Source organism: Streptacidiphilus anmyonensis (assembly GCF_000787855.1).
GTDB lineage: Bacteria > Actinomycetota > Actinomycetes > Streptomycetales > Streptomycetaceae > Streptacidiphilus > Streptacidiphilus anmyonensis.
In genome coordinates, this window is the sequence record NZ_BBPQ01000006.1 from 198,245 (window position 1) to 222,975 (window position 24,731).

The 24,731-nt window shown below is 72.9% G+C and carries 26 protein-coding genes and 1 pseudogene; 13 read left to right on the forward strand and 14 right to left on the reverse strand.

Features of this window, described 5'->3' with window-relative positions:
• Positions 1-3,122, forward strand: a pseudogene (locus tag TR50_RS48140) (hypothetical protein); the annotation flags it as partial.
• A 19-nt stretch (positions 3,123-3,141) separates the two neighbouring features.
• On the opposite strand, the gene TR50_RS09655 reads toward TR50_RS48140, so the two are convergent.
• The 4 genes from TR50_RS09655 to TR50_RS09670 all read right to left on the reverse strand — a co-directional run bounded on the left by TR50_RS09655 (position 3,142) and on the right by TR50_RS09670 (position 4,492).
• Entirely contained in the window at positions 3,142-3,408 is a 267-nt protein-coding gene (locus TR50_RS09655; protein ID WP_042417606.1) for a hypothetical protein, read from the reverse strand.
• 15 nt (positions 3,409-3,423) lie between these two features.
• The gene (locus tag TR50_RS09660) at positions 3,424-3,684 is read right to left on the reverse strand and encodes a hypothetical protein (protein ID WP_042417608.1); all 261 of its coding nucleotides are present in this window, start codon (positions 3,682-3,684) and stop codon (positions 3,424-3,426) included.
• Complete coding sequence (locus TR50_RS09665) at positions 3,674-3,877, reverse strand: hypothetical protein (RefSeq protein WP_439654102.1); 204 nt, start codon at positions 3,875-3,877, stop codon at positions 3,674-3,676. Before TR50_RS09665 ends, TR50_RS09660 begins: the two co-directional genes overlap by 11 nt.
• 117 nt (positions 3,878-3,994) lie before the next feature.
• Positions 3,995-4,492 carry an ArsR/SmtB family transcription factor gene (locus TR50_RS09670; RefSeq protein ID WP_042417611.1) on the reverse strand — a complete coding sequence of 166 codons (498 nt, stop codon included), beginning with the start codon at positions 4,490-4,492 and terminating at the stop codon, positions 3,995-3,997.
• Positions 4,493-4,581: 89 nt separating this feature from the next.
• On the opposite strand from TR50_RS09670, the gene TR50_RS09675 reads away from it, so the two are divergent.
• Positions 4,582-5,898, forward strand: coding sequence for an MFS transporter (locus tag TR50_RS09675; protein ID WP_042417831.1), 1,317 nt, complete (start codon positions 4,582-4,584; stop codon positions 5,896-5,898).
• A 73-nt stretch (positions 5,899-5,971) separates the two neighbouring features.
• Here the strand turns inward: TR50_RS09675 and TR50_RS09680 are convergent, their stop codons facing one another.
• Complete coding sequence (locus tag TR50_RS09680; protein WP_042417614.1) at positions 5,972-6,667, reverse strand: FadR/GntR family transcriptional regulator; 696 nt, start codon at positions 6,665-6,667, stop codon at positions 5,972-5,974.
• A gap of 147 nt (positions 6,668-6,814) precedes the next feature.
• Here TR50_RS09680 and TR50_RS09685 point away from each other — a divergent pair, with 147 nt between their 5' ends.
• From TR50_RS09685 to TR50_RS46630, 3 genes are all read left to right on the forward strand, one after another.
• Entirely contained in the window at positions 6,815-7,372 is a 558-nt protein-coding gene (locus tag TR50_RS09685) for a gluconokinase (RefSeq protein WP_042417617.1), read from the forward strand.
• A 168-nt stretch (positions 7,373-7,540) separates the two neighbouring features.
• Positions 7,541-7,936 carry a peptidase inhibitor family I36 protein gene (locus TR50_RS09690; RefSeq protein ID WP_042417620.1) on the forward strand — a complete coding sequence of 132 codons (396 nt, stop codon included), beginning with the start codon at positions 7,541-7,543 and terminating at the stop codon, positions 7,934-7,936.
• Between the two features lie 354 nt (positions 7,937-8,290).
• Positions 8,291-8,560, forward strand: a complete 270-nt coding sequence (locus TR50_RS46630) for a DUF3761 domain-containing protein (RefSeq protein WP_042417624.1) — start codon at positions 8,291-8,293, stop codon at positions 8,558-8,560.
• Positions 8,561-8,617: 57 nt separating this feature from the next.
• Here the strand turns inward: TR50_RS46630 and TR50_RS09700 are convergent, their stop codons facing one another.
• Positions 8,618-9,124: a hypothetical protein gene (locus TR50_RS09700; RefSeq protein WP_042417630.1), complete on the reverse strand. Its 507-nt coding sequence runs from the start codon at positions 9,122-9,124 to the stop codon at positions 8,618-8,620.
• Positions 9,125-9,277: 153 nt separating this feature from the next.
• Here TR50_RS09700 and TR50_RS09705 point away from each other — a divergent pair, with 153 nt between their 5' ends.
• A complete protein-coding gene (locus TR50_RS09705; RefSeq protein ID WP_052440877.1) occupies positions 9,278-9,859 on the forward strand; it encodes a TOPRIM nucleotidyl transferase/hydrolase domain-containing protein in 582 nt (193 codons plus the stop codon).
• 27 nt (positions 9,860-9,886) lie between these two features.
• On the opposite strand, the gene TR50_RS45400 is transcribed toward TR50_RS09705, so the two are convergent.
• Positions 9,887-10,069: a DUF6011 domain-containing protein gene (locus TR50_RS45400; RefSeq protein ID WP_160311099.1), complete on the reverse strand. Its 183-nt coding sequence runs from the start codon at positions 10,067-10,069 to the stop codon at positions 9,887-9,889.
• 148 nt (positions 10,070-10,217) lie between these two features.
• Between TR50_RS45400 and TR50_RS09710 the strand changes: the two genes are divergently transcribed.
• Positions 10,218-10,619: a guanyl-specific ribonuclease gene (locus TR50_RS09710; protein WP_052440878.1), complete on the forward strand. Its 402-nt coding sequence runs from the start codon at positions 10,218-10,220 to the stop codon at positions 10,617-10,619.
• Between the two features lie 90 nt (positions 10,620-10,709).
• Here the strand turns inward: TR50_RS09710 and TR50_RS09715 are convergent, their stop codons facing one another.
• A complete protein-coding gene (locus TR50_RS09715) occupies positions 10,710-11,285 on the reverse strand; it encodes a TetR/AcrR family transcriptional regulator (RefSeq protein WP_042417638.1) in 576 nt (191 codons plus the stop codon).
• A gap of 147 nt (positions 11,286-11,432) precedes the next feature.
• On the opposite strand from TR50_RS09715, the gene TR50_RS09720 reads away from it, so the two are divergent.
• Positions 11,433-12,194 (forward strand): SDR family NAD(P)-dependent oxidoreductase, encoded by a 762-nt coding sequence (locus tag TR50_RS09720; RefSeq protein ID WP_042417644.1) that lies wholly within the window; start codon positions 11,433-11,435, stop codon positions 12,192-12,194.
• 89 nt (positions 12,195-12,283) lie between these two features.
• Here the strand turns inward: TR50_RS09720 and TR50_RS09725 are convergent, their stop codons facing one another.
• From TR50_RS09725 to TR50_RS09750, 6 genes are all read right to left on the reverse strand, one after another.
• Complete coding sequence (locus tag TR50_RS09725) at positions 12,284-13,870, reverse strand: glycerol-3-phosphate dehydrogenase/oxidase (RefSeq protein ID WP_042417648.1); 1,587 nt, start codon at positions 13,868-13,870, stop codon at positions 12,284-12,286.
• 99 nt (positions 13,871-13,969) lie between these two features.
• The gene (gene glpK / locus TR50_RS09730) at positions 13,970-15,499 is read right to left on the reverse strand and encodes a glycerol kinase GlpK (RefSeq protein WP_042417651.1); all 1,530 of its coding nucleotides are present in this window, start codon (positions 15,497-15,499) and stop codon (positions 13,970-13,972) included.
• A 66-nt stretch (positions 15,500-15,565) separates the two neighbouring features.
• Positions 15,566-16,291 carry an MIP/aquaporin family protein gene (locus TR50_RS09735; RefSeq protein ID WP_439654208.1) on the reverse strand — a complete coding sequence of 242 codons (726 nt, stop codon included), beginning with the start codon at positions 16,289-16,291 and terminating at the stop codon, positions 15,566-15,568.
• Between the two features lie 199 nt (positions 16,292-16,490).
• Positions 16,491-17,273, reverse strand: a complete 783-nt coding sequence (locus TR50_RS09740) for an IclR family transcriptional regulator (RefSeq protein WP_042417656.1) — start codon at positions 17,271-17,273, stop codon at positions 16,491-16,493.
• A gap of 387 nt (positions 17,274-17,660) precedes the next feature.
• Complete coding sequence (gene mmuM / locus TR50_RS09745; protein ID WP_269084784.1) at positions 17,661-18,590, reverse strand: homocysteine S-methyltransferase; 930 nt, start codon at positions 18,588-18,590, stop codon at positions 17,661-17,663.
• Positions 18,591-18,850: 260 nt separating this feature from the next.
• A complete protein-coding gene (locus TR50_RS09750; protein ID WP_042417840.1) occupies positions 18,851-19,594 on the reverse strand; it encodes an SDR family oxidoreductase in 744 nt (247 codons plus the stop codon).
• Positions 19,595-19,696: 102 nt separating this feature from the next.
• Here TR50_RS09750 and TR50_RS09755 point away from each other — a divergent pair, with 102 nt between their 5' ends.
• The 5 genes from TR50_RS09755 to TR50_RS09775 all read left to right on the forward strand — a co-directional run.
• Complete coding sequence (locus tag TR50_RS09755; protein ID WP_042417659.1) at positions 19,697-20,263, forward strand: TetR/AcrR family transcriptional regulator; 567 nt, start codon at positions 19,697-19,699, stop codon at positions 20,261-20,263.
• Positions 20,264-20,380: 117 nt separating this feature from the next.
• Positions 20,381-21,265 (forward strand): NUDIX hydrolase, encoded by an 885-nt coding sequence (locus tag TR50_RS09760; RefSeq protein WP_042417661.1) that lies wholly within the window; start codon positions 20,381-20,383, stop codon positions 21,263-21,265.
• Positions 21,262-22,356: a molecular chaperone DnaJ gene (locus TR50_RS09765; protein ID WP_042417664.1), complete on the forward strand. Its 1,095-nt coding sequence runs from the start codon at positions 21,262-21,264 to the stop codon at positions 22,354-22,356. Before TR50_RS09760 ends, TR50_RS09765 begins: the two co-directional genes overlap by 4 nt.
• A 75-nt stretch (positions 22,357-22,431) precedes the next feature.
• Positions 22,432-23,442 (forward strand): hypothetical protein, encoded by a 1,011-nt coding sequence (locus tag TR50_RS09770; RefSeq protein ID WP_042417667.1) that lies wholly within the window; start codon positions 22,432-22,434, stop codon positions 23,440-23,442.
• Positions 23,439-24,731: adenylosuccinate synthetase (locus TR50_RS09775; RefSeq protein ID WP_042417670.1), on the forward strand; the 1,293-nt coding region annotated here is incomplete at its 3' end. The genes TR50_RS09770 and TR50_RS09775, both read left to right, overlap by 4 nt.

A 24,731-nucleotide genomic window follows, 5' to 3' on the forward strand; every position in this document is an offset into this window, starting at 1 on the left:
GCCCGGGCCGCGCCGAGGCGGCCGACGCCGAGAAGATCGCGGGCGCCGCCTGGGAGGAGGCGCGCGCCGCCGCCGAGCAGGCAGCTGGCCGCTCGCGCGAGGCCGCCGCCCGTGAGGGCCGCGCCGAACTCGCCGCCGCCCGCGCCCAGGACGCGCTCGCCGCCGCCGAGACCGCGCTCGCCACCGAGGAGCACACCCTCAGCCTGCTGGCCGGCGAGCCGCGTATCACCGCCCTGCTCGGCGTGCCCGACGGGGAGTTGACGCCGCAGCAGCTCGACGCCACCGCCGACTCGCTGCGGGAGCAGCTCGACAACGCCGTCGCCACCGCCGAACGCACCCTGTTCGACCTGCGCACCCAGGCCGCCGACGACTCGCGCATCCTCGCCGCCCTCGGCGACGGCGGGCTGCTGCCGCCGGGCCCGGACGTGCTGGCCACCGTCGAGTACCTCGGCGAGCACGGCGTCCCGGCCCTGCCGGGCTGGCGCTACCTCGCCCAGTCCGTCGACCCGGTGGACCACGAGCGCATCCTCGCCGCGCGCCCGCAGCTGGTCGACGGCGTCATCGTCACCGACCCGGCCTCGCTCGCCCGCGCCCGGGAGATCCTGGCCGCCGCCGCGTTGCTGCCGCGCTCGGCCGTCGCCGTCGGCACCTCCGCGGCGCTGCTCGGCCCGGTCGCCCAGGAGCCCTCCGCCGAGGGCGAGACCGGCGTCTTCCTCGTGCCGCCGAACCCGGCCATGCACGACGAGTCGGCCGCCGACGAGGAGCGCCGCCAGCTGCGCGACCGGGCCGGCGCGCGCGACGAGCAGATCCGCGAACTCGCCGCCCGGCTCGGCGGCGACCGGCTGCTGGTCGGCCGGCTCTCGTCCTGGCGCACCGGCTGCCCCGCCGGGCGTCTGACGGAGCTGGCCGCCGACGTCGCGGCCGCGCGCGAGGCGCTGGAGGCCGCCACCGCCGAGCGCGGGGGCGCCCGCGCCGCGCACGACGAGTCCGAGCAGGAGCGCGCCACCGCCGCGCGGATGCGTGAGACCCGGCTGGAGGCCGCGCAGCAGGCCCGCCGTCGCGCCGACGCCTTGGCCGGGCTCGCCTACCGCCTGCGTGAGCGCTCCACCTGGACGGCCCGCCTGCGCGAGGTCGCCGACGAGACCACCCAGGCCGAACTGCGCCAGCACGCCTGCACGGAGCTCGCCCAGGCAGCCGACGAGGACCGCCGGGCCGCCCAGCGCGCCGCCGACGACGCCCGCCGCACCGCCCGTGCGCTGCGCGCCGAGCGCGCCGAACTGCCCAGCAGCGACCTGCCCGGCTCCGACCTGCCCGAGGACACCGACGAGGCCGCGAGCGCGGACGTGCCCACGGCGTCCCTGCCCGCGCTGCGCGAGGCGCACCGCGTCGCGGCCCAGCTGTACGAGAAGGTCGGCGTCGGCGCGGATCTGCGCGCCGAGCAGGCCCGCGCGGAGAGCGACGAGTCCTCCGCCCGCGCCGAGCTGGACCGGCTCACCAACAAGGTCCGCACCCGCGCCGAGGAGCTGCTCGGCAGCCCCGACGGGGCCGACGGCCCGGCCCGCCAGGCCGCGGCCTCCCGCGCCGAGGACCTGGTGCAGACGATCGAGGCGCGCGCCTCCGCCGCCAGCGAGCAGCTCGGCCGTCTGCGCGGCGACGCCGAGCGCAGCGCGCCCGCCTCCGGTGAGGCCCACACCGAGCTGCCCGAGGGGCTCGTCCCGGGGGACCAGGACCACGCCCGCGAGCTGCTGCGTGCCGCCACCGCCGAACTCGCCTCCCGCAGCGACGCCCTGGAGGCCGGCCGGGCGGCCCACGCCGAGCTGCAGCGCACGCTGGAGTCCGCGCAGCACGCCGCCGCCGAGTTCGAGGAGACCGCCGCGCAGCTGCGCGACGGTCTGCGCGAGCCCGCCGACGGCGCCGCCCACGCGGAGGACGAGGAGCAGGTCGCACCGGTCACCGGCTCCCTGCCCGAGGCCCGCCACGCCGCCTCCGACGCCCGCCGCCACCTGCGTGCCGCGAGCGCGGAGCTGTCGGCGGCCGACCTGGCGGTCCGCGACGCGAGCGACGCGCTGGTCCGGCACGCCAACTCCACGCGCTTCGAGGCCGTCCGCACCCCGGCCCGCCAGCAGATCCGGGAACTGCCCGCCGCTGTGCTGCCCGAGCACGCGGCCCAGTGGGCCACCGCGTTCGCGCCACGTCTGCGCGTGCTGACCGACGAGCTCGACCAGTTGGAGCGCAACCGCGACAGCATCGTCGACCGCCTGCGCGGCCTCGTCGAGTCCTCGCTCGCCACGCTGCGCGCCGCCCAGCGCCTCTCCCGTCTGCCCGAGGGCCTCGGAGAGTGGTCCGGCCAGGAGTTCCTCCGGATCCGCTTCGACGAGCCTGACCACGCGGTGCTGACGGAGCGTCTGGGCGAGGTCATCGACGAGGCGACGCGCGCCGCGGTCCGCCGTCAGGGTTCGAACTCCTCGTCCGGGGCGGTGGACTGGAACCGCCGGGACGGCATGTCGCTGCTGCTGCGCGGCGTCCACGCGGCGCTGGAGCCGCGCGGCGTCACGGTCGAGATCCTCAAACCCGACGCGGTGCTGCGCGCCGAGCGGGTGTCGGTCAGTCAGATGTCCGACGTGTTCTCCGGCGGCCAGTTGCTCACCGCGGCCATCGCGCTCTACTGCACCATGGCCGCGCTGCGCGCCAACGACCGCGGCCAGGCCAAGCTGCGCCACGCGGGAACGCTGTTCCTGGACAACCCGATCGGCCGCGCCAACGCGACGTACCTGCTGGAGCTCCAGCGCGCCGTCGCGGACGCGCTCGGGGTCCAGCTGATCTACACCACCGGGCTGTTCGACACGACCGCGCTGGCGGAGTTCCCGCTGATCATCCGCCTGCGCAACGACGCCGACCTGCGCGCCGGGCTCAAGTACATCTCGGTGGAGGAGCACCTGCGCCCCGGGCTTCCCCGACTCGACGAGGAGGAGACGGAGATCCACGGCGCGGTCAGCGCGACGCGCGTCTTCCGCCGACCGCGCGCGGAGGACGAGGCCGCCGCACCGGATGCACCCGCCGTGCCGGACACGCCCGCTGTCGGAGCTGGGAGCCGCACCATGGCCGCCGAGCTCGACGAGTAGGGCCCGGACGGGTCACGGGTCAGCGTGGGCGCTTCGCTCCCGTCATGGGCGTTATCCCGCCGGAGCCGTGGAGGCGCTCCCGCGCGCTGCGCTGGGTGATCCACACGTCCAGGCCGAACCAGGTGGTCACGAAGACCCCGACCACGGTGACCGTCAACGCCCAGCCCATGAAGGCCGCCTCGGCGAACGAGCCGAACATCGTGAAGACCAGCGCCACCAGCGTGAAGGCGAGGGAGAGCAGCAGCCGCACCCGCGCCCGCCGCGCCTCGTCGGGAACCCGTGCCATGGTGTCGTCGGCCTCCTAAGCCTCCACGTACGCGACCAGGATGGCCGAGCGCAGAACCGATACGGAGTAGATGACGCGTATGCCCTCCGCATCGTTGCGGTAGTCGCGGATCAGTGGGAAACGCGTCGGCAGGCCCATCTCCGGATCGATCGCGAGCTCGTTGAGGGCCCGGTCAAGGCGGCGCACCTCCTCCGCGTCGGTGAGGGCGTCGACCTGCTTGCGGGCGCCGTCGGTGAACCGGATCTGCGCCGGTCGGCGCCGCAGCCTACGGGACACGGCCGTCCAGCCTCGCGAGCGCCAGCTCGCGGATCTCCTCCCAGGCCACGCACTCCTCGTCGGTGGGAAGCCCGTTCGCCGCGATCTGCTCCAGAGCCGCGGCCAGGCTGTCGGCCTTGGCACGCTCGTCGGCGGCCCACGCGCGCAGCGCGTCGGCCTCGTCGGGTTCCAGCTCCATCCCCGGCTGACTCACTTGGCCCTCCCCAGGCCGCCGCGTCCCTGCCTCCCGCAGGCTACCCGGACCCTACCGGGTCGAGGCTCGGCTGTTCGAGTGAGGGTCGGGGCGCGGAGCGGGCGGGGGACAGCCGGTTCAGGGGCGGTTCGGGTCGGGGTGCAGGGCGACGAAGAGGGACCACGCGGGGGCTGACGGGTCGTCGGGGCGCGCCGCGAACTCCTCCAGGAGAGCGTGCAGGCGACTGCGGAACTCCTCCATGCCGGCGGGGGAGAGGCGCAGCCCGAGACGGGTCGCGTCGACGTCCGTCGCGGGGGTGAGCGCGACCTCCTCCAGGAACGCGTCGAGCAGGACGCGGTCGATCGCGGGAGCCTCCAGCAGCCAGGACTTCTTCGTGGCCCGATAGGGGATCTCGCGCGCGCCGCGCGCACCGCGCCGCTCCTCCTGCGCCTCCAGGAACCCGGTGCGGACCAGTGTCCGGGTGTGATGCAGCACGCTGGCCGGATCGCGGCCGAGAATCGCGGCGATCTCCTTGTTGGTGTGCGGCTCGCTCAGGCAGATGCGCAGGATGCGCAGCCGCAGCGACGAGGCGAGGGCTTTGGCCTCCTCGTCGGTCGCCGGCCTGCGTTCGGTCATGGCAGCAGCGTACTGAACGGCGCCTTCCCGGGCCCTCGCGCCCCACAAAGTGATTGACAAAACCCAATCACTTGGCCACGGTGGTCGCCATGACCTCTTCCGTCCAGCCGGGCGACCGGCCCGCCCGTCGCGGCGGCCTCTGGCAGCACCTCGACTTCCGACGGCTGTGGATCGGTGAGACCGTCAGTCAGTTCGGCACCATGGTCGGACAGCTGGCGTTGCCGCTGGTGGCCGTGCTGGTGCTGCACGCCTCGACGTTCCAGGTCGGTGTGCTGGCGGCCTGCGAGTCGCTGGCCTTCGTCGTGGTCGGACTGCCCGCCGGTGCCTGGGTGGAGCGGATGCGGTTCCGTTCGGTGCTCCTGGTCAACGACCTGGTCCGCGCCGGGCTCTTCGCCTCGGTCCCGCTGGCCCGGCTCCTCGGCGTGCTGACCATCGGTCAGCTCTACGTCGTCGCACTGGCCACCGGCGTGTCCACCGTCTTCTTCGACGTCGCCTACCAGTCCTACCTGCCGTGCCTCGTCGACCGGGACCGACTGGTCGAGGGCAACGCGAAACTCCAGGCCAGCGAGTCGGTCAGCCAGATCGCGGGACCAAGCCTCGGCGGCGCGCTGATCCAACTGCTCGGTGCGCCGTACGCCGTGCTGGTCGACGCGCTGAGCTTCCTGTGGTCGGCCGGCTGGGTGCGTGCCATCGAGGCACGGCCGCCCCGGCCCGAGCCCAGCCCGGACCGCCACCTGCTCCGCGAGATCCGCGAGGGCCTCCGCTTCGTCCTGGGGGACCGCATGCTGCGCGCCATCGCCGCGTGCACGGGGTCGGCCAACCTGTTCGCCTCCATGGCCGGCGCCGTCCTCTACATCCTGCTCGCCCGCCAGCTGCGGCTCTCGCCCGGCGTGATCGGCCTGATCGGCTCCACCTCCGCCGTCGGCGGACTGGTCGGCGCGCTCGTCGCCGCCCGCGTCGCCGTGCGGATCGGGCAGGGACCCGCGATGTGGATCCCCATCGCGGTCGCCGGCCCCTGCGCGCTGGTCGCCCCCTTCGTGCACCGCGACTGGACGCTCGGCCTGCTCGCGGCGGCCCAGCTCGTGATGTGGACCGGCATCGTCGTCTACAACATCACCCAGGTCAGCTTCCGCCAGGCCCTGTGCCCGCCCCGGCTGCTGGGCCGGATGAACGCCACCATGCGCTTCCTGGTCTGGGGCACCATGCCGGTCGGCTCGTTCCTCGGCGGTGTCCTCGGCTCCACGATCGGCGTGCGCGGCACGCTGCTCCTGGCGGGCGTCGGCGGTTCGCTGGCGTTCCTGCCGGTCCTCCTGTCCCCGCTGCGCGGGATGCGCGAACTGCCCACCTATGCGGGGCCGGTGGCGGACGACCCGTCCGACGCGGGTCTGGTCGGCAGCGGGACCTGAAGCCCCCGACCAAGGCGGGCCGGTTCGACCCCGTCCCGTTCGCCCCAGGCGCGACCTCGGCTCGCTCCCCGGCTCAGTCCAGGACCGCGTCCAGCTCCTCCAAGGCCCCCGTCACGATCGCGCGCATCGCGCGTTCGGCGGCCGTCGCGTCGCCCGTGGTGATCGCCTCGGCGACCTCGCGGTGCAGCTGGACGGCGTACTCCTCGGGGTGATGCGGCATCAGATGGTGTTCCGTGCGCCCCCGCAGGACCGCCTCGACGGTGGCCCCCAGGTGCGCGAACATCTCGTTGCCCGACGCCTGCAGCACGGTGGCGTGGAAGTCGGCGTCGTGGCGCAGGAAGGCGTCCAGATCGCCGGCGCGGCCGGTCATCGTCATCTCCGTCGCCAGGGCGCCGAGCCTGCGCCGCTGGTCGTCGTCGGCGTGGACCGCGGCGAGCCCCGCCGCCGCCGGTTCGACGGCGACGCGCAGTGAACCGAGCGAGCGCAGTTGGGCGGGCCGGTCGGCGCCGGCCAGACGCCAGGCGATCAGCGTGGGGTTGAAGACGTCCCAGTCGGACCGCGGGCGCACCGTGATGCCGACCCGGCGGCGGGAGGCCACCAACTGCATGGACTCGAGCATCCGTACCGCCTCGCGCACCACCGTCCGGGACACGTCGAAGCGCTCCTCCAGCTCCTCGATGCGCAGCACCGCGCCTTCGGCGATCTCGCCGGAGGCGATCGCGGGCCCGAGGTCGGCGAGGAGGCGGCCCGGCAGGCCCTGGATGTCCATTGGTCCAGGTTAGAGGCCGGTGTCAGAGGGCTGTGTCGGAGTCCGGATCGGCAGTCATTAAAAGTATGACCATTTGCTTCGGCTGCTTGATTAAGTCATACCTTTGCATGACACTTGGGCGACCGCACAGAACGGAGCACCACACCAATGGCTCTCAGCGTCGAGAACCAGCGGCCGGCCCGCACGGCCCCGGCGATCGTGGTGATGGGCGTGGCCGGAGTCGGGAAGACCACCGTCGCCAAGGCCCTCGCGGAGCGCCTCAGCCTCCCTTGCGGGGAGGCGGACGACTTCCACCCCGCCGCCAACATCGCCAAGATGGCCGCCGGCATCCCCCTCGACGACTGCGACCGGGAACCCTGGCTCAGAGCGCTCGGCGCGTGGCTCGGCGAGCGCGTCGAGGCCGGCACCGGGGGAGTCGTCAGCTGCTCCGCGCTCAAGCGCGGCTACCGCGACCTGCTGCGCGAAGCCTGCCCGAACGCCTTCTTTCTGCATCTGACCGGCGCGAACGCGCTGATCGAGGAGCGGCTCGCGCACCGCAGCGGCCATTTCATGAAGTCCCACATGCTCGACTCCCAGCTCGCCATCCTCGAACCCCTCGCGCCCGACGAGAACGGCGCGGTGCTGGACGTCGGTCCTGATCCCCGCACCCTCGTCGAGTCCGCCGCGGCCCTGGTGCCACAGCCGCTCCGCGGAGATCTCCCCTGAGGCCCTGCCGTCCTCATCTCTCGCGGACGCCGCTCCGCCGAGCGCGGAGGTGCCCCATCTCAGTGATTGTTCGCATAGAGACTATGGTGTCGGCGCGTCCTGCCTGAGTGGTCATGCCCATGATGCGAGGAGTCGGGGGAACATCCCCCATCAACCGAGGAGCAATCCTTGAAGCTTCGTCTCCCTCTCGTCCTGGGCGCCGCCATGCTCTCCGGCCTCGCCGTCCTGCCCGTCCAGTCGGCCTCGGCCGTTCCCTCGACCGTGCACGTCCTCCCCACCGGCCAGGGCGCCGGGCTCTGCACTGACGGGTTCGTCTGCCTTTACGAAAACTACGGGCTCAACGCCGCGAACGGCCGGGTCCTGCTCGCCGACGAAGCCGTCGGCTGGCTCTCCGACTACGGCTTCGACAAGATCATCAGCTCGGTCTGCAACCACAGCGGCACCCCTGCCACGCTCTACTCGCAGCCCGGCTTCCAGGGCGTCACCTTCACCGTCGAGCCCGGCCACTGCACGGACGTGCCCGCCTCCTTCAACGACCAGGCGTCCTCGCTGATGCTGGACTGAGGTGGATCCTTGGAGGGGGCGAGCGCGAAGCGCCCATCCCCTCCAAGGACCTGACAGGGCCTTGCAATGTCGCGTGTGCGGACCCGGACGGACGAAGCGAGCCGCCGATGCCGCCTGCCAACCGGCGGCCCGTGGGGGCGCTGACGGCGACCGCGCACATCGAGCACCGGCTCGACCTGCCGCAGGGCGGATCGCGCCGCGTACATGCGTTCCCCTGACGTGATCGACGAGCTGTGTCGGGGCGCCGACGCCTCGGTGCAGATCACGAACGTGCATCCAGACAGTCAACTCCCCAGCGGGTCTGGCAGAGTACGGCTCTGTTCACAGAACCTTCACAGTGCTGGAGATGATGTCTTGCTGCGCCGTTCCATAGCCGCCGTGGCCACCGCCGCCGCGCTCGTCCTCGCGCCCGCCGTGGCCGCCCAGGCGAGCACCCCGCTGCCGGCCACGAACACCGCCCACCGCTGCGTCCGCCACACCACCGGACTGTGCGGCTGGACCCACCGCCAGCGTCCCGCCAACCGCTACGAGACGGCGCAGTGCGGGGACCGCTCGCTGTCGTACAGCCGCAACTCCTCGGGCACCTGCTCGCACCACCGCGGCGTTCGCTACTGGTTCAAGTAGCGGACGCGCCGGAGGGCTCCGCGTGGGGGTTCGCGGAGCCCTCCGGCCGTGCGGCGGCTACGCCTTGATCAGGGCCGCCAGGTCGGCCGGCGTCACATCTCCTGGCTCGCGCCCGTCGGCGAACAGGTGGACCCCGGCGTCGTCGTAGGCCGCGTCGCAGAGCTCCGAGCAGATCATCGACGCGCGGGACGCCATCACCTTGCGCGCCCACCCGACGCGCAGGTGGAAGTGCCAGAGCGCGAGCGCCATGTAGTCGGCGGCCGAGTACGGCACGCCTATGTACGCCCGCGCCGCGGTGACGACCGCGGTCCGCTGCTCGTCCGTCAACTCGATGTGGCCGGTGGACCAGGCGACCGCTCTGCCCTGGTACTCGTCGAGAGCGGCCAGTCTCGCGCCGCCGGGCTCGGCCTCGACGAGCTGGTCGTCGCCGACGTAGACGAAGGCGTGGTCCCAGTGTCCGAAGCGGGAGCCGTTGAGCCACTCGCCCACCGAGATCAGGAAACCCACCCGCCCCTTCACCGACGTGACCGCGAAGTCACCAGGCAGCGGCTGCACTTGTGCCATGTCTACCTCCCGGGTCGTGGAGACCGGCCCCCGGCCGGCCCATCGTCCTGAGTCATACCCATCGGTGACGGATTCGTCGCGCACCGTGCCCGGGAGAGCGGGTCGGGGTCAATTCGATGGTGGGCGCGACCGCGAGGGGCGCACCATGAAGGGGTGACGTCAGAGGCGGTCGTGCTCGTGGAGGGGGTCAGCGACCAGGTCGCGCTCGAAGTGCTGGCGCGGCGGCGGCAGATGGACCTGACGGCGGCCGGCGTCACGGTCGTGGCGATGCACGGGATCACCAACATCGGGCACTTCCTGGCGCGGTTCCGCGCGGTCGACCCCGAGTTGAGGATCACCGGCCTCTACGACGAGGCCGAGGAGCGGTTCGTGCTGCGCGGCCTGGAACAGGTCGGGCTCGTCAATCCGGCGGCGGGGGTGGAGGATCGGGCCTGGCTGGAGTCGCTCGGGTTCTTCGGCTGCTCGGCCGACCTGGAGGACGAGCTGATCCGCGCGCTCGGGCCGGAGGCGGTGGAGTGCCTGGTCGCGGCGCAGGGGCAGTTGCGCTCCTTCCGGACGCTCCAGAAGCAGCCCGCGCTGCGCGACCGCAGCCTGCACGACCAGCTGCGCCGCCTGATGGGCGGGCGTTCGGGCGGCAAGGAGCGCTACGCGGCCCTGATGGCCGAGGCGGTGGACCCCGAGCAGGTGCCGCGACCGCTGGCGCGGGTGCTCGCCTGCGCTTCGGGCGACCGGTAGGAACCCCGACGCCCGAAACCCCAGGTCTCAGAGGCCCGGGAGAGTCTCCTCCTGCGGAGCACGGGGAGGTTCTGGGAGGCGCAGCTCGGTGCAGACGGGTCCGTGCCCGCGGGCCCGGGAGGCCGGGTCGCGCAGCGGTCGGCCGCAGCCGGTGCAGCGTACGACCGCCTCCTCGACGGCGGAGGCCGGGATCAACGCGTCGTCCCTCATGGTCATCAGGGTAGGCGATGCCCCGTCGGCGGCGGCGAGGTCACCCGCACGACATCTTCTGCTTGATCAGATGTTCCTGAGCGAACAGACCGTGAAGGAATGTCATGATCCCTTCCTTTGCTCCCCGTTCGTCCGCACACTCATTGTCATGAGCATCTCTCTACGCGCGTGGAACGCGCGCAACGCCACCCTTGTTCTCGCCGCCGGCGTCCTCGCCACGACCCTCCCCGTCCTGCTTCCGGCCGCCAGCGCGCACGCCGACGTGAGCGGGACCGTCTGCCAGAGCGCGCTGCCGCCCGAGGCCGACGACACGCTCAACCTGATCGCCCAGGGCGGCCCGTTCCCCTACAGCCAGGACGGGACGGTCTTCTCCAACAACGAGGGCGTCCTGCCGAGCGAGCCCTACGGCTACTACCACGAGTACACCGTGGTCACCCCGGGCGCCCCGACCCGCGGCGCGCGCCGCATCGTCGAGGACCAGCCGGACCAGATCGACTACTACACCGACGACCACTACGCGTCGTTCGAGCAGATCGACCCCACCTGCTGATCGTCCGGGCCGACGGCCCGGCGAGGGATCCCTTCCCTTGCCGGGCCGTTTTCCGTGTCCGTTCGCCTTCCATGTCCGTTCGACGGCGAGTCAGTCCGCCGTGCCGTACCTGAGTCCGTCGAGGGTCAGGTCGAGGAGCCTTTCGGCCTGGTCGCGCTGTTCGGGCTTGCCTGAGGCGAGGGCGACGCCGGTGAGGGCGGCGAACATGTCGGCCGGGCCGATGTCGGATCGGATGCTCCCGGTGGCGGCCGCCGCGTCCAGCAGCGAGGTGAGTGCGGTCATCATCAACTCCCGGCTGTGGGCATACGGGTTGACGCCCGAATCGACGACCGCACGGAGGGCCTCGGCCATCCCCAGTTTCGCGGTCGCGTAGTCGATGAAGCGCCCCATCCAGGCGCGAAGCGCCTCGCGCGGCGGCATGGTGGCCAGGAGTTCGGGGGCCGCATCGCACAGGCGGCTCAGTTCGTTGCGGTAGGCGGCCTCGATCAGCAGTTCCCGGGTCGGGAAGTTGCGGTAGAGCGTGCCGGTCCCGACCCCCGCCTCCTTGGCGATGTGCTCCAGGTGTGCGTCCAGCCCCTGCTCCGCGAAGACGCGCGCCGCGGTGGAGAGGATCTTCTCCCGGTTGCGCCGCGCGTCGGCCCGCAGCGGCCGGCCGGTCTCTGTCATCGGAGGGCTCATTCCTTGAAGAGAAGAGTTGCTAAGTGGCGGCGCCTCCGGTTAGCGTCTGTAACCGGCGGTGCCTCCACTTACGAGTGTAGGCCACGCTCCGCCGTCGTCCGCACCGTGCGGTCAGGCAACGCAGAGGAGAAAACGATGAGCCTCCCGCTCGAAGGCAAGGTCGCCGTGGTCACCGGCGGCGCGTCCGGTGTCGGCCTGGGGATCGCCCAGGAATTCGTGGACCAGGGCGCCCGCGTGGTCATCACCGACCTTCAGCAGGACCAACTGGACGAGGCGGTCGCCAGGATCGGCCCGAACGCCTCGGGCGTCGTGGCCGACGTCACCAGGCTTGCGGACATGGAGAGGGCGTACCAGGAGGTCGTCGCCCGCCACGGACGCCTCGACGCCGTGGTGGCCAACGCCGGAATCGGCGCGCACGCCCCGCTCGGCGCGATCACCGAGGAGCAGTTCGACCGGACCTTCGACGTCAACGCCAAGGGCGTCCTGTTCACCGTCCAGCCGGCCCTCGCGCTGCTGCCGCACGGCGGCACGATCGTCATCATCGGGTCGACCGCGTCGATCCAGCCCCCGGCCGGCATGGGCCTCTACGGCGGCTCCAAGGCCGCGGTGCGCGCCTTCATCCGGTCCTGGATCCAGGACATCAAGGGCACCGGCATCCGCATGAACGTCCTCAGCCCCGGCGCCGTGGACACCGAGTCCCTGCGCAGCGCCCTGGGGATGGCGCAGGGCGCCGACGCCGTCGCCGCCGCGGTCCGGAGGATGGGCGAGGGCAACCCGACCGGGCGGATCGCCGACCCGCGCGAGATGGGCAAGGCCGCGGCGTTCCTCTCCAGCGACGCCTCCAGCTTCATCACCGGCGTCGAGCTCTTCGCCGACGGCGGCATGGCGCAGGTCTGAGCGGCCGGACCGGATCGCGCCCGCCGTCAGCACGCCTTGGCCCCGCCGTCGCGGGACGGCGGGGCCAAGGCGATGGGGGAGGTGGTGCGTCAGTCCCGCGGCAGACGGGTCGCCAGGAACGTCTCGACCTCGTCGCGGACCTCGGGGGTGTCCAGGCCGCGGACGGTCGTGGTGGTGCGGCGGCGCAGCACGTCGTCCGCCGTGACCGCCCACTCGTGGTCGACGGCGTAGGCGACCTGGGCCCACACGTCCGGCCCGTCCGGGTGGATCTGACGGCCCAGCGACGGGTCCTCGTCGATCATGCGGGCCAGGTCGAAGGAGAGCGTCCCGTAGTGCGTGGCCAGGTGGCGCGCGACCAGCGGGTCCATCCGCGCGCCGGGCTCGCGGTCCACCAGCAGGCGGTGCGCGACCGCGTTCGGGCTGGCCACGCCCGGCAGCGGCACGGTGCGCGGGATGGTCGACATGTCGTCCGCCAGACCCGTGCCGGGCACGTGCGCGAGCTTGTCCAGCACCACCCGGCCGATGTGACGGTAGGTCGTCCACTTGCCGCCCGCGACCGACAGCATGCCGCCGCGGCCCTCGGTGACGACGGTCTCGCGCTTGGCGGCCGCGGTCTGGCCCGGGCCGCCCGGCAGCACCCGCAGCCCGGCGAAGGAGTACGTGATCAGGTCCCGGTCCAGGTGCTCGTCGCGTATCGCGTGTGCGGCCTCGCCGAGGATCTGGTCGACGTCGGCCTGCGTGGCCCGCACGTCGGCCGGGTCGCCGGTGTACTCCTCGTCCGTCGTCCCGAGCAGGACGTGGTCCTCCCACGGGATGGCGAAGGAGACGCGGTACTTGTCGATCGGGATCGTCAGCGCGGCCTTCCACGGCGCCTTCCGCTTGAGCACCACGTGCGCGCCCTTGGACAGGCGGATGCTCGGCGCGGCGTTCGGGTCCTCCATCGCGCGCAGGTGGTCCACCCACGGGCCGGTGGCGTTCAGCACCAGCCGGGCGTCGACGCCGAACTCCTCGCCGGTCAGGCGGTCGCGCACCTCGGCGCCGGTGACCCGCCCGCCGGTGAAGCGAAGCCCCTTGACCTCGGCGTGGTTCAGCACGACCGCGCCCGACTCGACGGCGGCGCGGACCGTCATCACGGCCACGCGCGAGTCGTTCATCTGGTGGTCGCCGTAGACGGCGACGGAGCGGAGCCCCTCGGTCTTCAGCGCCGGGACGGCCTGCCCGGCGCGGGCGGCGGTGGCGACGTGGCCCATGCCGTCACGGAACGCCGACAGTGCGGAGTAGAGGAAGACGCCCGCGCCGAGCTTCGGCGCGGAGTGCGGGCCGCCCTTGTAGACCGGCACGAAGAAGGTGAGCGGGTTGACCAGGTGCGGCGCCACGTCCGTGGACAGCGCGCGGCGCTCCTTGTGGTTCTCCGCGACCAGCTTCACCGCGCCGGTCTGCAGGTAGCGCAGACCGCCGTGGACCAGCTTCGACGAGGCGCTGGAGGTGGCCCCGGCGAAGTCGCCGGCGTCGACCATCGCGACCCGCAGGCCCGACTGCGCGGCCGTCCAGGCGACGGCGGTGCCGAGGATGCCACCGCCGATGATCAGCAGGTCGTAGGTGGCACTGCTCAGCAGCGCGCGCGCCTGCGCGCGGTCGGCCGTGCGGTTGGCCCCAAGGGTCGGCATGGAGTGCATCGGAAGTTCCCTCGAATTCCTGGAGGTCGTGCGGGTGGTGCGACGGACCCGACCCCCCGGAGGGGTCCGCCGCACCGCGGTGCTTGAGGCGTCGGGGCGTCAGTGACCCGACGTCTGGTCCTCTTCGATCCAGCCCATGGTCCGCTCGACGGCCTTGAGCCAGTTCTTGTACTCGCGCTCGCGCGTCGCCTCGTCCATCCGCGGGGTCCACTCCGCGGCGCGGTGCCAGTTGGCGCGCAGGGTGTCGAGGTCCGGCCAGAAGCCGACGGCGAGGCCGGCCGCGTAGGCGGCGCCCAGCGCGGTGGTCTCGGCGACGTACGGGCGCTCGACCGGGACGTCGAGCACGTCCGCGATGTTCTGCATGAGCAGGTTGTTGCTGGTCATGCCGCCGTCGACCTTGAGCGCGGAGAGCGTGACACCGGAGTCCTTCTCCATGGCGTCGACGACCTCGCGGGTCTGCCAGGCGGTGGCCTCCAGCACGGCGCGGGCCAGGTGACCCTTGGTCACATAGCGGGTCAGGCCGGTGATCACGCCGCGGGCGTCGGAGCGCCAGTAGGGCGCGAACAGGCCCGAGAAGGCCGGGACGATGTAGGCGCCGCCGTTGTCCTCGACGGTCGAGGCCAGCGTCTCGATCTCGGCGGCGGTGGAGATGATGCCGAGCTGGTCGCGCAGCCACTGGACCAGCGAGCCGGTCACGGCGATGGAGCCCTCCAGCGCGTAGACCGGGGCCTCCTTCCCGATCCGGTAGCCGACCGTGGTCAGCAGGCCGTGGTAGGAGTTGACGACCTTCTCGCCGGTGTTGAGCAGCAGGAAGGTGCCGGTGCCGTAGGTGGACTTGGCCTCGCCGACGTCGAAGCAGGTCTGGCCGAACAGCGCCGCCTGCTGGTCGCCCAGCGCGGAGGCGACGGGCACGCCCGCCAGCTCGCCGACCGCCTCGCCGTAGACCTCGGCGGAGGAGCGGATCTCCGGCAGGACGGACATCGGCACGCCCATCGACTCGGCGATCTTGTCGTCCCACTGGAGCGTGTGCAGGTTCATCAGCATGGTGCGCGACGCGTTGGTCACGTCGGTGACGTGCTTGCCGCCGTCGACGCCGCCCGTCAGGTTCCAGATGACCCAGGTGTCCATGGTGCCGAAGAGGATCTCGCCGCGCTCGGCGCGCTCACGCAGCCCCTCGACGTTGTCCAGCAGCCAGCGGATCTTCGGGCCGGCGAAGTAGCTCGCGAGGGGGAGTCCGGTCTCGCGGCGGAAGCGGTCCTGGCCGACGTTGCGGCCGAGCTCCTTGCAGAGCTCCTCGGTGCGGGTGTCCTGCCACACCAGGGCGTTGTGGACCGGCTTGCCGGTGGCCTTGTCCCACAGCACGGTGGTCTCGCGCTGGTTGGTGATGCCGACGGCGCGGATGTCCTCACGGGTGAGCCCGGCCTTGGCCAGGGCGCCGGAGACGACCGACTGGACCCGGGTCCAGATCTCCTCGGCGTCGTGCTCCACCCAGCCCGGCTGGGGGAAGATCTGGCTGTGCTCCTGCTGGTCGACCGCGACGATCCGGCCGTCGGCACCGAAGACGATGCAGCGGCTGGAGGTCGTTCCCTGGTCGATGGCCGCGATGTACTGGCCGTTGCTGGTGGTCATGGCGTGGCGTCCTCGTTGACGAGTGGGCGGGCGGAGGGCGTTGGGTTTCGCTGAAGGAAGCCTGGCTTATGCGAAGGCCGCGTTGTAGATGCCACCAGCGACGAGCGCGCCGATGACCGGGCCGACGACGGGGATCCAGGCGTAACCCCAGTCGGAGCCGCCCTTCTTCGGGATCGGCAGCAGGGAGTGCACCAGGCGCGGGGCGAGGTCGCGGAACGGGTTGATCGCGTAGCCGGTCGGCCCGCCGAGGGAGAGGCCGATGCCGACCACGGTGAGCGCGGTGATCAGGACGCCCATGCCCGACAGGCCGAGCTCCTTGTTGAGGCCCTGGGTCAGGATCAGCAGGCACAGGACGGTGGTGCCTATCGCCTCGGTGATCAGGTTCTGGACGGGGTTCCGGATCTCCGGGCCGGTCGCGAAGATGCCGAGGGTCGGCTCGTCGTTCTGGTTGAACTGGCCCAGGTAGGTGAGCCAGACCAGGAACGCGCCGAGCGCCGCGCCGACGAACTGGCCGACGAGGTAGAGCGGGACGTGGCTCCAGTCGCCGGTCTTGACGGCGATCGAGATGGTGACCGCGGGGTTCAGGTGCGCGCCGGACAGGCTGCTGGAGGTGTAGGCGGCCACGAGGACGGCGAAGCCCCAGCCGAAGGTGATGGCCAGCCAGCCGGCGCCCTCCGCCTTGGATCTCTTCAGCGTCACGGCGGCGCACACGCCGCCGCCGAGCAGGATCAGAAGGGCGGTTCCGATGACTTCGCCGAAGAAGATGTGACTGTCGGACACGGCGACTCCCAGGGTGCGGATTGCGGCTCGCGTTCGACATTGTCGACCGCTGTGCGAAAACTACGGGGGTCGCAAGGCATGCGTCAAGGCTGCGTCCAAGGCTGTGTGTGGGAGGCAAAAGGCGCGAATCGGCGTGGGTGAACAGGCCGACATGCCCGCGCCGTCCGTGCGGCAGCGAGAAGTGGCCCTCTGCGGGCGGGAGACGGGCAGATCAGAAGCGCGGCGCGCCCAGGTCGCGGGAGATGGCGCGGGCCGCCTCGCGGACGGAGACCACCAGCTCCGGCCGGACCGGCCCGGCCGTCCCGTTGGGCTCGGTCGTGCAGACGCGTTCCACCGGCCCGTTCAGCGCGACCGCGCCCACGGGGTTGCGGCGCCGGTCCTGGATCAGCGCGGCGATCGACGCCACCCCCGTCCAGGTCTCCTCGACCGCCTGGGCCCAGCCGCGCTCGCGCACGACCGCCGCCTCCGCGTCGATGGCGTCGAGGTCCGTGACCGTGTGCGGGGTGAACGCCTCGCGCTCGCTCTCCATCAGCTCCGCGCGGGCGACCGGGTCGAACGCGGTGAGCACCTTGCCCAGCGCGGTGCTGTGCAGTGGCTGCATGCTGCCGACCTCCAGCACCTGCCGGGTGTCGTCGGGCCTGAAGACGTGGTGCACGATCAGCACCCCGCGTTGGTGCAGCACGCCCAGGTAGACGGTCTCGCCGCTGGCCCGGGCCAGGTCGTCGGCCCACACGAGCGCGCGGGCGCGCAGCTCGTGGACGTCGAGGTAGCTCTGGCCGAGACGCAGCAGCTCCGCGCCCAGCTGGTACTTGCCCGAGTCCTTGTCCTGCTCGACGAAGCCCTCCTGCTGCAGCGTCCGCAGGATCCCGTGCGCGGTGCCCTTCGCCAGGCCGAGCGCGTTCGCCACATCGGAGAGCGCCAGTCGCCGCTCGCCGCCGGCGAGCAGCCGCAGGATCGCTGCCGCGCGCTCGAGCGACTGGATCGACCCGGCCATCGAGGTACCTCCGCGCACTTGCTGTTGGAAACGTCGTTCGACAATGCCGACGCTGCTCTGCTTGAGACAGAGTCTGCCAGAAGCTACTGGCACATGAGGACTTGCACTATCCACGGCGCACGGGACTGCTCTCGGGAGTGGCGGTCGCACGGCCCGAGGACACGGTGCTCTGCCGCCACGGCGCGGCACCGGTGAGCCTTCGACCGGTCCCGGCCTTCCCGCGCAGCGGGCCCGTCGGCCTCACACACGCGGCTTCGCCGCGCGGGGCCTTCGGTCGGAGGGTGCCCGGTTCTCGCCTTCGGCCGGGGATCGCCTCTTCCGCGCAGCGGGCCGGTCGAGTGCGCGCGGCCGGACGGGAAGATGCTTGCCCGCCGCTGATCCCGCGCGCTACCGGGCTGCCTGCAACTCCTTGTCCAACGCCGCGATCTGGTTCGCGCCCACGCGGCAGCAGCCGCCGAGCAGGCGGGCTCCGGCGGTGAGCCAGGAGGCGACGCGAGCGGGGGAGAAGGTCGCCGGGCCCGTCCAGGCGCGGGCTGTCGCGTCCCAGCCCTCGCCGCTGTTGGGGTAGACGACGACCGGCTTGCCGGAGACCTCCGCCGCCAGGGCGACGGCGTCCGCCGCCTCCTCCGGGGCCAGGCAGTTGACGCCGACCGCGATCACCTGGGGGTTGTCGCGGGCGACGGCGAACGCCTCCGCCAGCGGCTGCCTGGCGCGGGTGAGCCCCGCTGCCGCGCTGTAGGAGAGCCACACCGGCGTGTCGAGGCCCGCCACCGCGTCGAGAACGGCGACCGCCTCGTCGATGTCGGGGACGGTCTCGATCGCCAGCACGTCCGGCGACGCCGAAGCCAGCACCTCCGCGCGGGGCGCGTGGAACGCGCGCAGCGCCGCGTGGGAGAGGCCGTAGCGCCCGCGGTACTCCGAGCCGTCGGCGAGGACCGCGCCGTAGGGGCCGACCGAAGCGGCCACCCATCGGTCGGCGGCCGCCCCGGTGGAGTCCTCGGCCGACTCCGCCGCCTCCCGTGCCAGCGTGACGCTGCGGCGCAACAGCTCCTCCGCCTCGGCGCGGTCCGCGCCCACGCGCGCGAAGCCCTCGAAGCTGGCCTGGTAGCTGGCCGTGATGGCGACCCGCGCGCCCGCCTCGAAGTAGCGCCGGTGCACGGCGGCGACGGCCTCCGGCGCGTCCCGCAGCAGGCGCGCGGACCAGAGGGCGTCGGAGAGGTCGTGCCCGTCGGCCGCCAACTCGTTGGACATGCCGCCGTCGAGCGCGACCGGGCCCTCGGCCAGGGCGGCGGCGAGCGGGATCCGAGGGGGCGTCACGGGAACCTCCGGTCGGGTGCGGGTGCGGGTGCGGGTGCGGGTGCGCGGGTGCACGCGCACCCGCGCATGCGGTGCAGCCCAGAGCAGCTCGGCGCAGCGCCCTGCGCTGCGCTTCGGTGCGAACGGGCCGGTCGACGACGCCGGGGCGGGCCTCCCGAAGTACTGGCAGACCCGCCCCGTCGACGTCCCGTTCACCCTATCCCCGTGCGGCGGGCTGAGCCCGGACGCGTCCGCATCGCGGGCCCGACCCCTCGCCCGCGTCAGCGCTGCACGTTGAGCCGCGCCCCGCCGTCGACCGGCAGGACCACGCCCGTGACGTAGGCGTTCTCGACCAGGAAGCCGATCGCGTGCGCGACCTCCTCCGCGCGGCCCGGGCGGCCGACGGCCGTGGCGGCCGCCGCACCGGCGAGCGTGTCGGCCCGCGCCTCCTCCGGGATCCAGTCCCACCAGGGCGTCTCGATGACGCCGGGGGAGACCGCGTTGACCCGGCGCGGTGCCAGCTCGGCGGCGAGGATCCGCGAGGCCGACTCCACGGCCGAGTTCATCGCGCCGAGAAGCACCAGGCCCGGCGCGCTCAGCTGCGCGCTGACCGCGCCGACCAGCGTCACCGAGCCGTCGCCGCGCAGCGTGCCGAGTGCGGCCTGGACGGTGAGCAGATGCGCGAGCAGCTTGCCCTCGCTGTGCCGGCGCACCTCGTCGGCCTCCAGGTCGGCCAGCGAGGTGAAGCCGCCGTTCCTGGTGACCGTGATCACGAGGTGGTCGAACGCGCCCAGCTCCGTGAAGAGCGCGGCCAGTTGCTCGCTGTCCGTCGCGTCCACCGCCTTGCCCGTGACCGGGCGGCCCGGCGTCCTGGTGTCGAGCGTCTTGAGCGCCTGGGTGAGGCGCTCCTCGTTGCGACCGGCGATGACGACCTCGTACCCCCGGTCGAGCAGCAGGTCCGCCGTCGCGAGGCCGATCCCTGAGGTGCCGCCGAGGATGACGACGCGCTCCGACGTGTGTGCCATGTCCGTCCCCACTTTGCTTCTCCATCACACTGCATCGCGCCTCTTTACGAGACACTGTGCCTCGATTGTGTATCGAGACACGGTGTCTTGTAAAGTCGCCGCATGAACAGCAAGTCGCTTGGCCGCCCGCGTAGTGCGGACGCCCACCGCGCGATCCTCGACGCCGCGGTGGCGCTCTGCCTGCGCGACGGATACGCCGCGCTCACCATGAAGGCCATCGCGGAGGAGGCGGGTGTCGGCCGCCAGACCGTCTACCGCTGGTGGCCCACCCGTGGCGCGGTGCTGATCGAGGCGCTCGCCGAGATCGGTGCGACGGTCGCCGCGCCCGAGGCGACCGGTGACCCGCTCGCCGACCTGCGTCTCTTCCTCGACCGCACCTTCGCCCTCGCCGCGAAGGCCCCGACAGCGGACGTCCTGCTCGGCGTGCTCTCCGACGCCTTCGCCGACGCCGAGCTGTCGCGGACGCTGCGCGCCTACATCGCGGGCCGCCGCGCGCTGCTTGCGGAGGTGCTGGAGCGTCAGGGCGCGGACGGCTGGAAGGTCCCGGTCCCGACGGTGGTGGACCTGGTCTTCGGCGCGATGTGGTACCGGCTGATGTACCAACACGGGCCGGTGGGGCCGGAGTTGACCGAAGAGGTGCTGACCGTGGTGGCGTCGCTCCGCGCCTAGGCCGGACATTCGCTGGCGCTGTGTACCCGCATGCGCTACGTTGTTCTCGTTCTGAGAAATACTCGATCTGAGAACAACAGGTCTGAGAACAGCCAAGTCGAGAGCAACGGAGCGACGATGAGCCGGCAGCCCGCGCGTCCCGATGACGAGGCCGCGTTCCTCGCCGCCTACGACCCGCGCGACTTCCCCGCGATCGCCCTGACCGTCGACATCGTCGTCCTGACGATGCGTGAGGGTCGGCTCAACGTGCTGCTCGTCGAGCGGGCGGGCCCGCCGTTCCAGGGGTGCTGGGCGCTGCCGGGGGGCTTCGTGAAGGCAGGGCAGGAGGGCCTGGACGAGGCCGCTGCGCGGGAGCTCGCGGAGGAGACGGGGCTGAGCGCGGGCGCGCTGCGCCGCGTGCACCTGGAGCAGCTCGGCTCCTACGGCGCGCCGGGGCGGGACCCGAGGATGCCCGTCGTCTCCGTGGCCTACCTGGCCTTCGCGCCCGACCTGCCCGACCCGCGCGCCGGCGGCGACGCCGCCCGCGCCCAATGGACCCCGGTCGTCGGTCTCCACGGGGGTGGGACCGGCGACCGGCACGCGACCGACCGGCACTCGGCGGACCCGCACTCGACCGACCCGCGCTCGACCGACCCGCGCTCGACCGACCGGCCCGCGACCGATCGGGAGCTCGCCTTCGACCACGCGCAGATCCTGGCCGACGCGCTCGATCGGGCCCGCGCGAAGCTGGAGTACACCCCGCTGGCGACGGCGTTCCTGGCGCCGGAGTTCACCGTCCCGGAGCTGCGCGCGGTCTACGAGGAGATCTGGGGGGAGAAGCTCCACCCCGGCAACTTCCACCGCAAGGTGCTCTCCGTGCCGGGTTTCGTGGAGAGCACGGGGGAGACCGCCGAGCGCGGCGGCTCCCGTGGCGGCCCCCGGGCCCGCCTCTACCGGGCCGGCGACGCCCGGCTGCTCCACCCGGCGCTGCTGCGCCCCGACCGCGAGGAGGGCGTCCGTTGAGCGAACCACCCTGGTGGGCGGCGAGCAGGCCGCCCGACCCGCCCCGGCCCCGGACCTTCGACGAGGCGCTCGCCGCGCTGGCCTCGGCCGCGAGCGCGGAGGAGCTCTTCGGCCCCTCCACCGCGTCGGACGCCGCCGCGCGCCGCTACCGCCGCCTGGCCCGCCTGCTCCACCCGGACACCGCGCCGCCCGGCCGCCGGGCCGAGGCCACCGCCGCCTGCGCGGCCCTGAACCGCCTGCGCGGCACCCAACACGGCTACTGCAACGGCACGCTGACGACACGTCGACATGTGTACGAGGTCGGCGCGCAAGTCGCCGCAGGAGACATCGCCTCCCTGCGCGCCGCCCGGAGCCGCCCCCGCGCGGGCAACGGCCCCGCGTCCGACGCGGTCCTGAAGACCCCCTACACGCCCGCCGACAACGACCTGATGGAGCGCGAGGCCCACGCCCTCGCCTGGCTCGCCCGGCACGGCGAGCCGCGCTTCCGAAGCTACGTCCCGACGCTGCTGGAGAGCTTCACCCACGTGGACCCGGCCGATCCGGCCGGAGTGCCGCGCCGCGTCAACGCGCTGCTGCGGCTCGACGGATTCCTGACGTTGGCGGAGCTGCGGGCCGCCTTCCCCGAGGGGCTCGACCCGCGCGACACCGCCTGGATCTGGCGGCGACTGCTCGTCGCCCTCGGGCACGCGCACCGCACCCGCGTCCGCCACGGAGCCGTGCTGCCCGAGCACGTCCTGATCCACCCCGCCGAGCACGGACTGGTGCTGGTCGACTGGTGCTACGCCGGCACCGGCGCGCCGGCCGCCGCGCCCGCTCTCGTCGAACGCCACCGCGACCGCTACCCGCCGGAGGTGGCGGCGCGCCGGCCGGTCACCGAGGCCACCGACATCCACCTCGCCAGCTCGTGCATCGCCGAACTGATGGGCGATCAGGCGCCCAGGCCCATGCGGAGCTTCCTCGCCGGGTGCATGCTCCCGGCCGAGCCCCGCCGACCGCACGACGCCTGGCGTCTGCTCGCCGAGCTCGACCAGCTCCTCGAACGCCTCTACGGCCCGCGCACCTTCCGCCCGCTGCGCCTGCCCGCCGCCTGAACGGCCCTACGGGACGGGCGTTTTCACGAACCAAAGGCACCGACCGCCTTCCGGAACCACAACGGGGAGAACACCATGGGAAGCGGACGCTGGGACACCGACGTCTACACCGCCGCCGCCGACTACCGTGCCGCGCACGGCATCGGCGCCTTCGACTACAGCGACCGAGCCCGGCGCGGCCCGCGCCACGACTGGCGCGCCCACCCGGGCCTGGACCCGCTCGGGCTGACCGTCCGCGAGAGCCGCGACAGCGACGAGCACCCGGACTCCCAGGCCATCGCCGTCCTGTTCGACGTCACCGGCTCCATGGGAACCGTCCCGCGGGTCCTGCAGACCAAGCTCCCCGAACTCTTCGGCCTGCTGCTGCGCAAGGGCTACGTCCGCGACCCGCAGATCCTCTTCGGCGCGATCGGCGACGCCACCTGCGACCGCGTTCCACTCCAGCTCGGGCAGTTCGAGTCGGACAACCGGATGGACGACAACCTCGGCTGCATCTTCCTCGAGGGCGGGGGAGGCGGCCAGATGCACGAGTCCTACGAGCTCGCGATGTACGCCATGGCCCGTCACACCGCCATCGACTGCCACGAGAAGCGCGGCCGCCGCGGTTACCTCTTCATCATCGGCGACGAACTCCCCTACGGGCAGGTCTCCGCAGCCCAGGTGCGGGAGGTCTTCGGCGAGCGCGCCACGGAGGACGTCCCGCTGGAGGCGCTGCTCCACGAACTGAAGCGCCGCTGGGACGTCTACTACATCCTCCCCGCCGGATCCTCCTACGTCGGCAACGACCAGGTGCTCGGCCGCTGGCGCACCCTGCTGGGCAACAACGTCATCGAACTCGACGACCTCGACGCCGTCTGCGAGACCATCGCGGTCACCATCGGCCTGGGCGAGGGCGCCATCGACCTCGACGAAGGCATCGAGGACCTCGCCGACGTCGGATCCCGTGCGGGCTCGAGCGTCGGCCGGGCCCTGGCCGAGGTCGCGCGCGGCAACAACCAGGTCGCCGTCAGCGGCGTCTCCCTGCTGCCCCGTGACGGGCAGGGCGGTGACGCGCGAGGCGACAGCACCGGAAACAGCAGGCTGTGAACATCCGTCAGCGCGACGATGTCGCCCAGCGCCACGCCGTCGTCGTCGACCTCGGGTTCGGCGACGCCGGCAAGGGCGCCACCGTGGACCGGCTGTGCCGGTCGATGGGCGCGACCACCGTGGTGCGCTTCAACGGCGGCGCGCAGGCGGCCCACAACGTGGTCACGGACGACGGACGGCACCACACCTTCGCGCAGTTCGGCTCCGGCAGCCTCGTGCCGGGAGTGCGCACGCACCTGTCCCGATTCGTGCTCGTCGACCCGCTCGCGCTCGCCGCGGAGGCGCGCCACCTCGGGGAGATCGGCGTCCCCGAACCGTTCCAGGCCCTGACCGTCGACCGCCGCGCCCTGGTGACGACGCCGTACCACGCCGCCGCCAACCGCCTGCGCGAGCAGGCGCGCGGCTCCGGCCGCCACGGCTCCTGCGGCATGGGCATCGGCGAGACCGCCGCGTACGCGCTCGCCCACCCCGAGGACGCGCCGACGGTGGGCGACTGCGCGGTCCCGGCCCGACTCGCCGGGACCCTCGCCCTGCTCCGGGCCCGACTGGCCGCGCAACTCGGACTGCCGGCCGAACAGTTGGGGCCGCCGGTCGGGGACTGCCTGCCCCCGTACCGCGCCTTCGCGCAGGCGGTGCGCTTCACCGACGAGGACCACCTGACGCGGGTGCTGCGCCGCGAACGGGTGGTCTTCGAGGGCGCGCAGGGCGTCCTGCTCGACGAGTGGCACGGCTTCCACCCGTACACGACGTGGTCCACGACGACCTTCGCCAACGCCCACACCCTGCTGGCGGAGGCGGGCGCGGCGGACGACGCGCTGCGGCTGGGCGTGGTCCGCGGCTACACCACCCGCCACGGCCCCGGCCCGCTGGTCACGGAGGACGCCGCGCTGGACGCGCGTCTCCCCGAGCCCCACAACGCGACCGGCCCCTGGCAGGGAGCGTTCCGTCGCGGCCACTTCGACGCCGTGGCCCACCGCTACGCGCTCCGCGCGGCCGGAGGCGCGGACGCCCTGGCCGTCACCCACCTCGACGCCCCGGCCCGCGCGCGCGGCCTCCGCCTCTGCGACGCCTACGACTTCGCGGGCGGCGAGATCCGCGACCTCACCCCGGTCCCCCCGGGCGACCTCGACCGCCGCCAACGTCTCACCGACCACCTGCTCCGCGCCCACCCCACCCGCATGACACGCCCGTCCCACTGGGCCGACGCCATCAGCGACGCCCTGGCCCTGCCCCTCCTGCTCACCTCCCACGGCCCACGCACCCGCGACGCGACCTTCCTCCCCACCCGC